The organism is Clostridium sp. Cult3 (assembly GCF_021655115.1).
In the GTDB taxonomy this organism is placed as follows: Bacteria; Bacillota; Clostridia; order Tissierellales; family Tepidimicrobiaceae; genus PPXY01.
Genome location: NZ_PPXY01000043.1, coordinates 30,411 through 44,725 on the forward strand (window position 1 = coordinate 30,411; position 14,315 = coordinate 44,725).

At 34.3% G+C, this 14,315-nt stretch carries 11 protein-coding genes; 1 reads left to right on the forward strand and 10 read right to left on the reverse strand.

Annotated features, from left to right (window positions below):
* Nucleotides 1-3: 3 nt before the first annotated feature.
* The 5 genes from mfd to spoVG all read right to left on the reverse strand — a co-directional run bounded on the left by mfd (nucleotide 4) and on the right by spoVG (nucleotide 6,917).
* On the reverse strand, nucleotides 4-3,522 hold the full coding sequence (gene mfd, locus C3E88_RS08815; protein WP_236909809.1) for a transcription-repair coupling factor: 3,519 nt from the start codon (nucleotides 3,520-3,522) through the stop codon (nucleotides 4-6).
* A 61-nt stretch (nucleotides 3,523-3,583) separates the two neighbouring features.
* Nucleotides 3,584-4,141, reverse strand: coding sequence for an aminoacyl-tRNA hydrolase (pth, locus tag C3E88_RS08820; RefSeq protein ID WP_236909810.1), 558 nt, complete (start codon nucleotides 4,139-4,141; stop codon nucleotides 3,584-3,586).
* Nucleotides 4,142-4,157: 16 nt separating this feature from the next.
* On the reverse strand, nucleotides 4,158-5,105 hold the full coding sequence (locus C3E88_RS08825) for a ribose-phosphate diphosphokinase (RefSeq protein ID WP_236909811.1): 948 nt from the start codon (nucleotides 5,103-5,105) through the stop codon (nucleotides 4,158-4,160).
* Between the two features lie 19 nt (nucleotides 5,106-5,124).
* A complete protein-coding gene (glmU, locus tag C3E88_RS08830; RefSeq protein WP_236909812.1) occupies nucleotides 5,125-6,510 on the reverse strand; it encodes a bifunctional UDP-N-acetylglucosamine diphosphorylase/glucosamine-1-phosphate N-acetyltransferase GlmU in 1,386 nt (461 codons plus the stop codon).
* 143 nt (nucleotides 6,511-6,653) lie between these two features.
* Complete coding sequence (spoVG, locus tag C3E88_RS08835) at nucleotides 6,654-6,917, reverse strand: septation regulator SpoVG (protein ID WP_236909813.1); 264 nt, start codon at nucleotides 6,915-6,917, stop codon at nucleotides 6,654-6,656.
* A gap of 365 nt (nucleotides 6,918-7,282) precedes the next feature.
* Between spoVG and murC the strand changes: the two genes are divergently transcribed.
* Nucleotides 7,283-8,683, forward strand: a complete 1,401-nt coding sequence (murC, locus tag C3E88_RS08840) for a UDP-N-acetylmuramate--L-alanine ligase (RefSeq protein ID WP_236909814.1) — start codon at nucleotides 7,283-7,285, stop codon at nucleotides 8,681-8,683.
* A gap of 4 nt (nucleotides 8,684-8,687) precedes the next feature.
* On the opposite strand, the gene C3E88_RS08845 is transcribed toward murC, so the two are convergent.
* From C3E88_RS08845 to C3E88_RS08865, 5 genes are all read right to left on the reverse strand, one after another.
* On the reverse strand, nucleotides 8,688-9,677 hold the full coding sequence (locus C3E88_RS08845; RefSeq protein WP_236909815.1) for an LCP family protein: 990 nt from the start codon (nucleotides 9,675-9,677) through the stop codon (nucleotides 8,688-8,690).
* Nucleotides 9,678-9,771: 94 nt separating this feature from the next.
* Nucleotides 9,772-10,626, reverse strand: coding sequence for a 3-hydroxybutyryl-CoA dehydrogenase (locus C3E88_RS08850; RefSeq protein WP_336513083.1), 855 nt, complete (start codon nucleotides 10,624-10,626; stop codon nucleotides 9,772-9,774).
* 17 nt (nucleotides 10,627-10,643) lie between these two features.
* Nucleotides 10,644-11,423: an enoyl-CoA hydratase-related protein gene (locus C3E88_RS08855; RefSeq protein ID WP_236909816.1), complete on the reverse strand. Its 780-nt coding sequence runs from the start codon at nucleotides 11,421-11,423 to the stop codon at nucleotides 10,644-10,646.
* Between the two features lie 173 nt (nucleotides 11,424-11,596).
* Nucleotides 11,597-12,904: a glucose-6-phosphate isomerase gene (locus C3E88_RS08860; protein WP_236909817.1), complete on the reverse strand. Its 1,308-nt coding sequence runs from the start codon at nucleotides 12,902-12,904 to the stop codon at nucleotides 11,597-11,599.
* Nucleotides 12,905-13,011: 107 nt separating this feature from the next.
* Entirely contained in the window at nucleotides 13,012-14,136 is a 1,125-nt protein-coding gene (locus C3E88_RS08865) for a SpoIIE family protein phosphatase (protein ID WP_236909818.1), read from the reverse strand.
* Between the last annotated feature and the right edge of the window lie 179 nt (nucleotides 14,137-14,315).

The following is a 14,315-nucleotide window of genomic DNA, read 5'->3' on the forward strand; positions in this document are numbered from 1 at the left end:
ATATTATATCTTATTTGTCTCCTTCTGAAAACCACTAATTTTTTCAATTAATCCTTTTAATTCAGCCAACATATTCCTTCTAAATCTATATCTAAAGGAAGGATTATTGGATAAGTCAAAGGTAAGTCTCCTTCCATACTCTTCAGATAGATAATGAATCAAATCTGGCGATATATAGTCCATGGAACTAAACTCTAATACCAATTCACTCCCTGATTGATAAATATTATTAATATGACAAAGACTTGCATGATTCTTTATATAGGAAATATCTAATAGATTCTCAACTTCTCCAGGTATGTCTCCAAATCTATCTATTAATTCATCTACCAACTCCCTATAATCTTCTTGATTTTCAATGACAGCAATTTTTTTGTATATGTCTATCTTCTGTTCCTCATCTTCTATATAGGTTTGAGGGATATAACCATCTATATCTAAATCGATAGTCGTGTTAACTATATCCTCAATAGTTTCACCTTTTAACCTCTTTATTGTTTCATTTAAAAATTTCACGTAAAGGTCATAGCCTATAGCTTCAATATGGCCATGTTGTTCTACTCCTAGAAGGTTTCCTGCCCCTCTTATTTCTAAATCCCTCATAGCAATCTTAAAGCCAGATCCAAATTCTGTAAAATCCTTTATAGCCCTAAGTCTTTTTTCTGCTACTTCTGTCAAAACCTTGTCTTTTTCATAAGTTAAATACGCATAGGCCACTCTATTGGTCCTACCTACCCTACCTCTCAACTGATATAATTGAGACAAGCCCATCTTATCTGCATTATATATTATTATGGTGTTTACATTGGGTATATCAAGACCTGTTTCGATGATAGTGGTGCTTACTAGAACATTGTACTCCTTAGCAATAAAACCCATCATTATCTTTTCTAATTCTCTTTCACTCATCTGTCCGTGTCCCACTGCTATATTAGCTTCTGGAACCAATTCCCCTAGTTTAATAGCCATTTTATCTATGGTTTCGACCCTGTTGTATACAAAATACACCTGGCCTCCCCGTTCTATTTCCTTCAATATGGCTTCACGTATCATCTGTTCGTTAAACTCCACTACATAGGTCTGTACCGGATATCTTTCTTCTGGAGGTTCATCTATAATACTCATATCCCTAATACCTATAAGAGACATATGAAGGGTTCTAGGTATAGGTGTAGCCGTAAGGGTTAATACATCTACATTTTCTCTTAACTTTTTCAATGTCTCCTTATGCTTAACTCCAAATCTTTGTTCTTCATCCACTACAAGCAAACCTAAATCCTTAAACATCACATCCTTAGATAATAGCCTATGGGTCCCCACTACTATATCCACAGTTCCCTTCCTAAGTCCATCGATGGTGTTTTTTTGATCTAATGCCGTTCTAAACCTACTTAGCATAGCTATCTCCATGGGAAAGGTATCAAACCTTTCCACCATGGTGTTATAGTGCTGTTGAGCTAATATGGTAGTAGGTACCAAAAAAGCCACCTGTTTGCCATCCATCACAGCCTTAAATGCAGCTCTTAAAGCTACCTCTGTCTTCCCATAGCCTACATCTCCGCACAACAATCTATCCATGGGCCTTGGAGCCTCCATATCTCCTTTTATCTCTTCTATACTTCTCATCTGTGCCTCCGTCTCCTCATAGGGAAATAAATCCTCAAATTGTCTTTGCCACGGAGTATCTTTTGAAAAGGAGTATCCCTTTTGGCTTTCCCTTTTAGCATATAGCTCTAACAGATCTTTGGCCATATCTTCCACAGCCTTCTTTGCCCTTTGTTTAGTTCGGACCCATTCTGAGCTACTAAGCTTGTTGATCTTTGGTTTAATGGAATCTGCCCCAATATATTTCTGGATTAAATTCATCTGATCAATAGGCACATATAATTTGTCATTCCCTCTATAGTTAATGGTCAAGTAATCCTTCTTAACTCCTTGGATATTCAATTGCTCAATTCCATCATAACGACCAATACCATGGTTTTCATGGACAACGTAGTCTCCAATATTTAAATCGGAAAAGTTAATGGTGTCTCCTTTAGATTTTTTCCTAGACCTTTTAGCTCTTTCCTTATAGGTGCCATATATCTCCTCTTCAGAGATGATAGCAAATTTTATATTAGAATATTCAAAACCCCTAGTTATCCTCCCCGTCGTTATGAATACCTGACTAGACCTAATATCCCTATTAGAATCTTCTACATAACTACATTCTAAACCTAGATCTATTAAGTTTTCATACAATATTTTAGCCCTTTGTTCCGTGCCAGAAAGGATTATTACCTTGTATCCCCTATATTTATAATGGTCTAGTTCCTCTTTCAATATTTCCATATTATTGTGGAAGGATTGCATAGATTTGGAAGAGAATTTTATTATGGACTTTGGATTAAATAGAGGGTCTTGTTTTAGTAATCCAGTGTTGGTTATACATATCTTACTCTTTATATCCTTAACTAAATCCATATATTCATAAAGAATTTTTTCATGGCTAGACAATACTTCCCCTGCCTCAAGAACATAAGAGTATTTAAGCAAAAACTGTTCCTTGATGTTGTTGGTTCTTTCCTCAACTCTCTTTGGCTCGTCTATCAATACCAAGCTATCTCTATTAAAATAATTTAGTATACTCGATAGATATTCTCTAGGTATATAGGGTGTGATCATATCCATATTGGAGATATGTAATTTTTGGCTGATTTCTTCTATATATCCATAAAATTTGTCTTCTATAGATAGCCTTTCCTTTGATCCTTCCTTTAATCTTCTAGTTCCCCTATTTATATCTTTTTTAATATTGCTAATAATATCATTCCTGTAGTCGTCTAAAATAAATACCTCTTTGATAGGGGCTATGAAAGTGGATTCTACCACTTCTAGCGATCTTTGGGTTCCTATGTCAAAGGATCTGATGGAATCTATCTCATCATCAAACAACTCAATTCTATAAGGGTTTTGAAAATTAGGTGAATAAAAATCCACTATCCCACCTCTTATGCTAAATTGTCCTACACCTTCTACCATAGTTTCCCTTTCATAGCCACAGGATATAAGTCCTTGGATCAACAAATCTAATTCTACTTTATCTCCTTGTTTGATATTTATCATATGTTGCTTAAACAGCCCTGGATCTATAAGCTTGTTTAATATACTTTCTATAGAAGCAATAACTATTATTGATTCTCCTAAAATTAATCTTGTTAGAACCTTTAGCCGTTGATTGTTAACCTCAGTGCTCAAAGCATCTACCTTATAAAATACTATTTCCCTATTAGGAAATAGTTCTACTCTGTTTTCATCAAAATTTTTAATATCCTCATAAATCCTTTTAGCTTTTTTATCATCATAAGTTATAATTAAAACCTGTTTATCTACATGTTGATTTAGAGCATAAACCATATGCCCTAGATTATCATCTATTATGCCATGAGTAGATATGGGAGTTTTTTTGTCTTCAATATCCTTTATTAGTTTTTCATAAGAAGCCAAATTCTTTAGAGGGTCTATAAACATATTTTGCATTTAACCAGCTCCTTAAACATGTACAGTAGCCCAGGATTTACTCCTGGGCTCCCTTCTTTTTTCAGTTAAATTGATTCATCGCTTTATCGATATCATAGGCTATGATAGTCTCTGCTGCCATTGCCGCATCGAGTATAGCATCTTCTATATGAGCTATTTCCTCCTTTGCAAATCTACTTAAGACAAAGTCTGCCAACTCCTGGCCTTCTCTTTTTTTGCCTACACCAATTTTAATTCTAGGAAAATCATGACTGCCTAATTGGTATATTATAGATTTCAATCCGTTGTGACCTCCATCACTACCTCTTTTTCTTACTCTTATGGTACCAAATTCTATATCGATGTCATCGACTATGATTATCATATTCTCTATTGACATTTTATAGTAATTGTATAAATCCAATACTGCCATGCCACTATTGTTCATATAAGTTTGAGGCTTTAGAAGTATGGCCTTTTCTCCTCCAATAATACCTTCTCCATATATGGATTTGAATTTTATTTTATTTAATTTAATATTATTTCTATCTGCTAACAATTCTATAGTGCTAAAACCAACATTATGTCTTGTATCAGCATAGTTTCTACCCGGATTTCCTAAACCTATTACTGCAAACAATTTATCACCTCTTGTACTAATCAAACAATATACTTACTGATTCATTGTCATGGATTCTCCTAATCGCTTCAGCAAATATTGGTGCCACACTTACTATCTCTATCTTGTCAATTCTTTTATCTTCTTCTAAAGGTATAGTATCTGTAATTACAAATTTTTCTATAACAGATTCCTCTATTCTCTTTACTGCTGGACCTGATAGAACTGGATGGGTAGCACAAGCATATACGGTTTTCGCCCCAAAGTTCTTTAGTACTTGAGCCGCCTTAGTAATAGTTCCTGCTGTATCTATTATATCATCTACTATTACAACATTTTTACCTTCAATATCTCCTATCACATTCATCACTTCTGAAACGTTTGCTTTAGGCCTTCTCTTTTCGATAATTGCAATAGGTAAATCTAGTAGATTAGCAAAGTTTCTTGCCCTAGTTACACCGCCTAAATCCGGTGATACTATGACCGTTTCCCTATCTACAATACCCTTAAAATACTCTGCCAAAATAGGCACCCCAGATAGATGATCTACGGGTAAGTCAAAATATCCTTGAATTTGTCCTGCATGTAAATCCATACATACCACTCTATCTATCCCTGCTACCGTCAATAGATCTGCCACTAATTTTGCTGTTATAGGCTCTCTCGCTTTTGTCTTTCTATCCTGCCTTGCATAGCCATAGTAAGGAATTACTGCATTTATCCGACCAGCAGATGCTCTTTTAAAGGCATCTATCAATATTAAAAGTTCCATTAGATTATTATTTACCGGCGTACAGGTAGGCTGAATAATAAATAGATCCGAACCTCTTACAGTTTCGTCTATGTTTACAAATATTTCTCCATCACTAAACTTCCCGACTTCACAACAGCCATAAGGTACTCCCAGCTCCTTACATATGTCTTTTGCCAACTCCTTGTTGGCATTTCCTGAAAACACTTTGATATCGCCTCTACGTAAGTTCATTTTAAACTCCTCCTATAGTTTATTTGTCCTTTTTATAACCTTTTTTGTCTATCCAACCCTCTTTATTTACCTGTCTAGCTCTAGCAATAGATAGACTACCTTCAGATACATCTTCGGTAATAGTCGAACCAGCAGCCACATAGCCCCATGGTTTAACTACTACAGGTGCCACTAGATTGGCATTACTTCCAATAAATGCATTATCCTCCACAGTAGATCTAAACTTCCTACGACCATTATAGTTTACAAATACCACACCACAACCAATGTTCACATTTTTCCCTACATCTGCATCACCTATATAAGCTAGATGTCCAGCTTTAGAATTATCTCCAACTGTAGAATTCTTAACTTCTACAAAATTGCCTATTTTTATATTTTTACCTAAATGGCTATTAGGTCTAAGGTGGGCATAAGGCCCTATGTGACATCCTTCATCTACAGTACTTTCCGTAATAGTAGATGAGTATACTTCAACCCCATATCCTATTTGGCTATTTTCTATCCTGCAGTTTTCTCCTATGATGCACCCTTCTCCTATGGTGGTGTTTCCTAGAAGTACAGTTCCAGGATATATTATGCTATCTTTTCCTATACTAACTCCATCTTCTATATAGGTATTTTCTGGATTGATCAAAGTAGCTCCTTCCATCATATGCCTTCTATTAATTCTTTTCCTCATGATTTGCTCACAATAGGCTAGCTGTACCCTGGAATTTATTCCATATATTTCAGTTGCTTCGTCTATAGTATAAGCCCCTACATTATAACCTTCTTCCTTTAGGATTTTAATCACATCAGTTACATAATATTCACTCTGGGCATTATTATTATCAATTTTACTTAGAGCATATTTAAGTAGTTTCCCATTAAAACAGTATATGCCCGAATTTATTTCTTTTATGTTTAGCTCTTCTTGAGTTGCATCCTTGTGCTCAACTATTCCTAATATACAACCTTGTTTATCTCTAAGGATCCTTCCATATCCTGTAGGATCGTCTAGATTGGCCGTTAAAACAGTACCATCATATCCATGACTCTTGTGGTACGCCATAAGGTCTTCTATAGTATTAGATCTTATCAAAGGAGTATCCCCGTATAATATTACTACATTATCATCATCTTGTATACAATCTATTGCCTGCATAACTGCATAACCAGTACCATAGGGATACCCTTCTCCTATAGGTTGAGTCTTGAATATTATATCTGAGTCCTCAAACTCCTCTTTGACTTTATCTCCACCATGGCCTATTATTATGTAGTTTTTATCTACATGAGCATTCTTACTAGCGCGTATTACATATTCTAATATAGGCTTTCCGCATATCTTATGTAATACTTTGGGCTTATTGGATTTCATCCTGGTTCCTTCTCCTGCTGCCAGTATTATAGAAACATTCATATTAACACCTCGTTTTTTAATTATCTATCCAAATAATATTTTAACCTATTTAGCTTATATGTCCAATGATAAAATAAAACTTTTATTGAAAATATTATTTAGATAGATAATATATAAGTAAAAAAGGACCCCTAGGTCCTTAATTACTCAGTTATTAACACTTTTTCGTATTCTTCTAAAATTGCATCCTGGATCTTTTTTCTGGTTTCGGCATTAATTGGATGAGCGATGTCTCTAAATTCTCCATCTGCCATCTTTCTACTAGGCATTGCTATAAATAAACCATTTTGTCCTTCAATTACCTTTATATCATGGACAACAAACTCATCGTCAAAGGTTACGGATACTATTGCCTTCATCTTGCCTTCTTCAGTAACCTTTCTTATTCTTACGTCAGTTACTTTCACTGATTAATTCACCACCTTCCCTAGAAGTCCAGTTGAAATAATATTATTGAATATTCACTATATTCTCTATGTTTTCCAAAAATCCTTCTTTTTTTAGAAAGTATTTTGTTTTTTTGCTAAATAACTATCATTCTTCATGGAAAATCACTCCTAAATCTTTTACTTCTTAGTTAGATATATACCATATATTGCTATCTTTTTAGAAAAATTCAAATCTATGTCATTGTTGCCTTTTTATTATTATAGTAATATGATATAATCAAGCAGTGACAAAAAAAACTAAATAGAATAAAATAATATTAATATTTAACTTGGTAATAATAGAAAAAGAAACGTTCAATTTGAACCACATAGGAGGTAAGTTTATGTTTACATTTTGCATAAATGACCACAAGTACTCTCACGTGCATTTCATTGGAATTGGTGGAATCAGTATGAGTGGTTTAGCAGAAATTTTAATAACAGAGGGATATAAAGTTTCTGGTTCGGATGCAAACAATAGTTATATTGTAGAAAGATTAAAGAAATTAGGTGCTGATATATACATAAACCATAGTAGAGATAATATTAAGGATGCCGATCTTGTAGTATATACAGATGCCATATCAAATGATAATGAAGAATTGATGAAAGCTTTAAATGATAATATACCTACTGTAGATAGAGCTACATTCTTAGGCGCTCTTATGAAAAATTATACTAATTCCATTGCAGTCTCTGGTACCCATGGTAAGACCACCACTACCAGCATGATGGCTACTATACTAAATCGTTCTACTCTAGACCCTACCATTTTATTGGGGGGACAGTTAAATGAAATAGGTGGAAATGTAAGGCTAGGCTCTAGGGAGCATATATTAACAGAAGCTTGTGAGTATAAAGGCAATATTTTGAAGTATTTCCCTACTATGGCCATTATATTAAATATGGAAGAAGATCATCTAGATTATTTTAGAAATATTGACCATATTGTAGATACATTTATGGACTATAGTAGAAACATTCAAGATAATGGATACTTGATAATTAATGCTGATGATGCAAATGCTGAAAAGATTACTAACAGTACGAATGTAAATATTATAACCTTTGCAATTAATAGCAAAGCAGATTATACTGCAGAAAATATTTCTTTTAGTCCTGAAGGATATCCTAAGTTTATGCTTAATATAAAAGGTGAATCCCTTTATCCAGTACAGCTAAGTGTAATGGGAACCCATAATGTATACAATGCCTTAGCTAGTATTGCTGCTACCCACCTATTAGGTGTACCTATAGAAACCATATTAGATTCTATTAAAAACTATCATGGTGTTCAAAGAAGGCTTGAAGTAAAGGGGATAGTAAATGGAGTAAAAATAATCGATGATTATGCTCATCATCCAACAGAAATCCAAGCTTCATTAGAAGCTTTACAAAATTCAACTAAAGGCAATATTTGGTGTGTTTTTCAGCCTCATACCTACACTAGGACAAAACTACTATTGGATAGCTTTGCTAAATCCTTTTCAAAGGCAGACAAAGTCATAATTCCTGATATATATGCTGCCCGAGAAAAAGATACTGGATTAATCCATTCTACTGATCTAGTAGATGCACTAGTAAAAAAAGGTATAGATGCAAGATATATATCCTCCTTCGAAGATATAGAAAACTACCTATTAGAAAAAGCTAAAAGTGGCGATGTTATTGTTACAATGGGTGCAGGAAATGTATATACCATTGGAGATGCAATGTTGGAAAGTAGCGAGAAGGAAGCAATTTAACCCCCTAATGATTTGGGGGTTTTTTTATATCATAGATATCCTCTAGTAAATCCTTGGTCCTATATGGATCATATATAAAATAAGACAGTAGTTTCCCACCAAAGGGTCTTAATTCTCCTTCTCCTGGCAATGTCACAATTGAAAAATCTTCAGGTTTAATTCCTATGGCCTTAGTAGCATAAGCTAAACCATCAGTAAGCTTTATATCTGTCTTAACATATTCAAATCCCTTTCTAACGACTATTGGTAGCCGATAGGACAGGGACTTTTTTATAAAGGACTGGATAAACTGTTGCTGGGCTTTAATTCGACCTAAATCCCCGTCTATATATCCTTTCTTGTTGTTTCCTTTCCTATATCTTAAAAAATTTAAAGAATCTTTCCCATCTAATACTTGTCTTCCTTCTTTTATATCGATGTTTAAAGGGGGATCTGCAGTAGGATCTCTATACTTCATAGGAAAAGGCACCATAACTTCTACCCCTCCTATTGCATCTACTATATTTTCTACTCCTTCATAATCCATCATTATATAATGATGAATTGGTGCTCCCTCTAGTATATGAGATAGGGCTTTTTTTACACCTCCTATGCCATGATCACCATATATTGCATTTATTTTTCTCTGCTCAGCCCCATCATAACCTTTTCTATGAATATAGGTATCTCGAGGTATAGATATTCCATCCACCTTTTTATTATCTAGATCAACAGAAGCGAATATTATAGAATCCGTCCTTATATCTTCCATACCAAGTATCATTATGTTAACTCTGTTGCTATCTTTAAATGCTTCGTCAAGGGACGTATATCTATCTTCTGTATTATTTGTTTTTTTCGTATCACCACTATCCTTTGGCCTCTGATACCTTGCGCCAGATATTTGAGAATGTATTTGTGATTCGCTAGCTTTTAAATAAGAATAAGAACCTAAAAATATAGCAGTAGAAAAAAACAAAAGGGACACAATAAAGGTACTCCAAAATCGTTTCATCTAATAGCCACCTTCCAAAAAAGATATTTTTATATATTGTGTCCAATATATACTTTTATATAGCAAAATTCCCTAGTTAACTAGGGAATTTCTACTATTTACTATAATCAAAAAATCCTTTTTTGGTCTTTCTACCTAGTAAATCTCCTCTAACCATCTTCCTCAATAGCGGATGAGCTCTATATTTTGAATCTTTAAACTCATCATATAGCACATCCATAATGGCTAAGCAAACGTCTAAGCCTATTAGGTCAGCTAGAGCTAAAGGTCCCATTGGGTGATTTGCACCTAGTTTCATAGCTTCATCAATATCCTCTGCAGTAGCAACTCCATCACCAAGTATACCCACAGCTTCATTGATCATAGGAATGAGTATTCTATTTACCACAAATCCTGGAGCTTCCTCTACTTCCACTGGGGTTTTGCCTAAGGCCTTCGACAACTCTACTATAGTGTCCTTTGTCTCTTCGGAAGTTCCTATTCCTTTTATTACCTCCACCAATTTCATAACTGGAACTGGATTAAAAAAGTGCATACCTATCACCTTATCAGCCCTGTTGGTAACGCTTGCTATTTCGGTAATGGATAAGGATGAAGTATTGGTAGCTAATATTGTATCTCCTTTTAATAGCTCATCTAATCTTTTAAATGTTTCCTTCTTTACATCTATATCTTCAGCTATTGCCTCAACGATTAGATCACAATCCTTTAAATCTTCATACTGGGTTGTTATTTCTACCTTTTTTAGTATAGTTTTCTTGTCTTCTTGGGTAATCCTTTCTTTCTTAACCATCCTATCTAAATTCCTATTCACGGTTTTTAGACTGCCTCTTGGATCAGAGGAATCCACATCTCTAACCCACATTACCACATCATAACCCTTCTGAGCAAATACTTGAACTATCCCTGACGCCATAGTTCCTCTGCCCAATACTCCAATCTTTTTCACATAAACACCCCCAAATTTTATCTTAATTTATAGTTTGGCTTGCGTTTTTCTAAAAACGCCTCCATACCTTCTATTTGATCTTCCGTAGCAAAACATAATCCAAAAAGGTCCTTTTCAATGCTCATTCCTGTTTCAATATCTGTTTCTATTCCCTTATTAATAGCAGTCTTTGCAAATCTCACTGCAATCTGTCCATTGGTTCCAATTTTTTTAGCCATAGCCAAGGCCTCATCCATCAGTTCCTCTTCTGGAACCACTTTGTTTACTAGACCTATTCTACAAGCCTCCTTAGCACCAATCATTTCAGCAGTAAATATTAATTCTTTAGCCTTTCCCATCCCAACAATCCGAGCTAATCTCTGAGTTCCTGCAAAGCCTGGAATGATTCCAAGACCTACCTCTGGTTGTCCAAACTTTGCCTTTTCAGAAGCTATTATAATATCGCAGCACATAGCTAGTTCACAGCCACCACCTAAGGCAAAACCATTTACAGCAGCTATTATAGGTTTTTCCATTAGTTCTATCTTTCTAAAAAGTTTTAACCCTTTGTCTGCAAACCTTCTAGCTGCTAACATATCCATACCCTTCATCTCACCAATATCTGCACCAGCTACAAAAGCTCTCCCTTCCCCTGTTATGATGAGTATATGTACATCTTTATCTTCTATTATCATATCTATAGCCTTGTCCAATTCATCTAACACCTTAGAATTCAATGCATTTAAAGCATCAGATCTACTAATAGATAATATGCCTACATTGTCCTTCCTTTCAAATAACAAGTATTGAAAATTCACCTTCATCCCTCCTTTGAATCCTTTGAATATTCAGATAACCTTAACCATATATTATCAAAATTTTCATAACAATACAATAGTCCTTGTTATTTTATTAACGATTCTAGTTTTGAGTTTTGTTTATTAAATAAATCCTGCTGTAAGTTTACTTACAACAGGATTTATTATGAGATCTAATATCCTGGTTTCCCTAGTAATCTAAACATATTCTTCTTGTATTCTTCAACTCCTGGTTGGTCAAAGGGATTTACTCCCAGCATGTATCCACTGACAGCACAGGATTTTTCAAAAAAGTATATTAGTTTTCCAAAATAGTATTCATTCATCTCAGGTAAACCTATGACTAAGTTTGGTACTTCCCCTTTAGTATGGGCTATCAAGGTGCCCTCAAAAGCTTTTTTGTTTACAAAATCTATACTCTTGCCTGATAAGAAGTTTAAACCATCCAAATTGTCTTTATCATTTTCAATCGCTATATCCCTTTTAGGCCGTTCTACATGTATAGTAGTTTCAAATATATTTCTTTTACCATCTTGTATCAACTGTCCTATAGAATGGAGATCGGTAGTAAAATTAGCCGATGCTGGATATATCCCTTTGCCATCCTTGCCTTCTGATTCTCCATATAGTTGCTTCCACCATTCCATCAAATAATAAAGATAGGGTTCATAGTTTACAAGGATTTCTATTTCTTTCCCCTTATTGTACAATATATTTCTTGTAGCTGCATATTGGTAGCATATATTGTCTTGTAAATTATTTAATGAGTACTCCTCCCTGCCTTCAAATGCCCCTGCCATAATCTGTTCTATATCTATCCCTGAAACGGCTATGGGTAGTAATCCTACTGCTGTAAATATGGAATATCTACCCCCTATATTATCTGGAATTACAAATGTAGTATAGCCTTCTCTTTCAGCTAGCTCTCTCAATGCACCTTTGGATTTATCTGTAGTTACATATATTCTCTCCCTTGATCTTTCCTTTCCATATTTATCTTCCATATAGGATTTAAATAATCTAAAGGCCAAAGCTGGCTCCGTAGTAGTTCCAGATTTGGATATTACATTTAAGCTTACATCCTTACCCTCTAATACATCAAATAAATCAGATATGTAGCTACTACTCATATTATTACCTACATAATATATTTTTGGACCAGTTCTTTTATCGTCAGGTAAACTATTATAAAAACTATGGTTTAAAGCCTCTATACAAGCCCTAGCTCCAAGATAGGAGCCTCCTATCCCTATAATTATGAATACTTGGGAATTTTCCTGAATCTTTTCAGCTGTCTTACGAATCTTCAAAAATTCTTTCCTATCATAATCTTTGGGCAAATCTATCCATCCTGTAAAATCACTACCAGGCCCTTTGTTTTCATGAAGCAGATTGTGAGAAATACCTATTAAAGGCTCCATATACTCCATTTCATGTCCTTCAATAAAACTATTGGAATAGTCAAATGTGATCTTATCCATGATTAAACCTCCATTATATTATTAAATATAGTGTATATTATATCATTAAATGATACTTCTATGCCAAAAAAAGCAAACGCCTCAGAATTTCTCCTGAAGCGTATATATCAGTTTAAGACCTCCATAAGTACCATAGCAAAGTCGTCTTCCTGTTCTCCCCATCTGAAGCCTTCCACTTCTTTGACAATTGCATCTAAAATTCCAGTTTCATTTTTCTTAATCACATCGACTACCCTATTTACACCAAACTCTGTCCCATCTATATTTTTTACTTCTGTTATTCCATCGGTGTAGAATAATATCCTATCTTCCCTATTTAGTTGAATTTCATTTTCCTCATAGTATATTTCATTAAATATTAAGGATATGGGAAATCCCTTTGTCTTTAGCAATGTGATTTGATTAGTATTAAATCTGATAGGAATACAATTGTGACCTGCATTCGAATATTTAAGATGATTATTTTTTGTATTGTATACTGCATAGAAAATGGTAAAATACTTATCTGCACCAAGGTTTAATGTAATAAACCTTTTGTGAAGTTCTGTTAAAGCAGCAGCTGGACTTAATATGTCGTCTTTTATGGCCCGCATAGTTTGTCTAACAAACATAGTCATCATAGAAGCAGTAACTCCATGTCCAACTACATCGCAGATATATATACCTATATTGTCTTCATCTATATAGTATATATCGAACATATCTCCACTTAGCATTTCACAAGGTTTGTAAAGATGATCTATTTTTAGTTTGTCATATATACCCTTTTTTGGTAATATCCTACGTTGAAGCCTTTTTGCAAACAATAAATCCTTGCTCATCTTCTTATTTTTCTCTATAAGCTCCAGTTCCAGCTTACGCTCCCTAGTTACATCTCTAAACACCTCTACTGCAGCTATAGCCTCCCCCTCATAGTCTAAAACAGGAGAACTTTTTACCGAAAAATATTTTCCATTGATAACCTCTTCTTTTTGGATTGTTTCCTTGGTTTCAATGCTCCTTCTTGAAATACAAAAACCACATGGTTTATCTGCACCATGAGCCCTATAACATTTCATACCAACTATACTGTCTCCTAAGGAGTCCTTCATAGATCTGTTTGCATATATGATATTACCATTATAATCTACTACCCTAACCCAATCTGCCATACTTTCAAGCACATGATAATTTAGCATTCCATATTCTTTTGCCCTTGCTTCTAAAGAATTAATATATTCTTTTCTTAGCATAAAATCACCTGATAATAATATTAAATACTTGTTTTTATAATATCATACTAACTTTTAAAACACAAAGTTTTTTTATTATCCGATAGTGTCAAGTAATTGTAGGAAATGAATAGTCGTAATATCCCCATATTTTTTGAATATGACTAATGCAGCCATTCCCCTAAATTATTTTTATAGAT

What these genes read in the sequence shown, in the direction of transcription:
- C3E88_RS08865 (WP_236909818.1), bottom strand. Translation starts at nt 14,136, where the DNA reads ATGCTAAGAAAAGAATATATTAATTCTTTAGAAGCAAGGGCAAAAGAA.
- glmU (WP_236909812.1), bottom strand. Translation starts at nt 6,510, where the DNA reads ATGAATGTTTCTATAATACTGGCAGCAGGAGAAGGAACCAGGATGAAA.
- mfd (WP_236909809.1), bottom strand. Translation starts at nt 3,522, where the DNA reads ATGCAAAATATGTTTATAGACCCTCTAAAGAATTTGGCTTCTTATGAA.
- C3E88_RS08825 (WP_236909811.1), bottom strand. Translation starts at nt 5,105, where the DNA reads ATGAACTTACGTAGAGGCGATATCAAAGTGTTTTCAGGAAATGCCAAC.
- murC (WP_236909814.1), top strand. Translation starts at nt 7,283, where the DNA reads ATGTTTACATTTTGCATAAATGACCACAAGTACTCTCACGTGCATTTC.
- C3E88_RS08860 (WP_236909817.1), bottom strand. Translation starts at nt 12,904, where the DNA reads ATGGATAAGATCACATTTGACTATTCCAATAGTTTTATTGAAGGACAT.
- C3E88_RS08845 (WP_236909815.1), bottom strand. Translation starts at nt 9,677, where the DNA reads ATGAAACGATTTTGGAGTACCTTTATTGTGTCCCTTTTGTTTTTTTCT.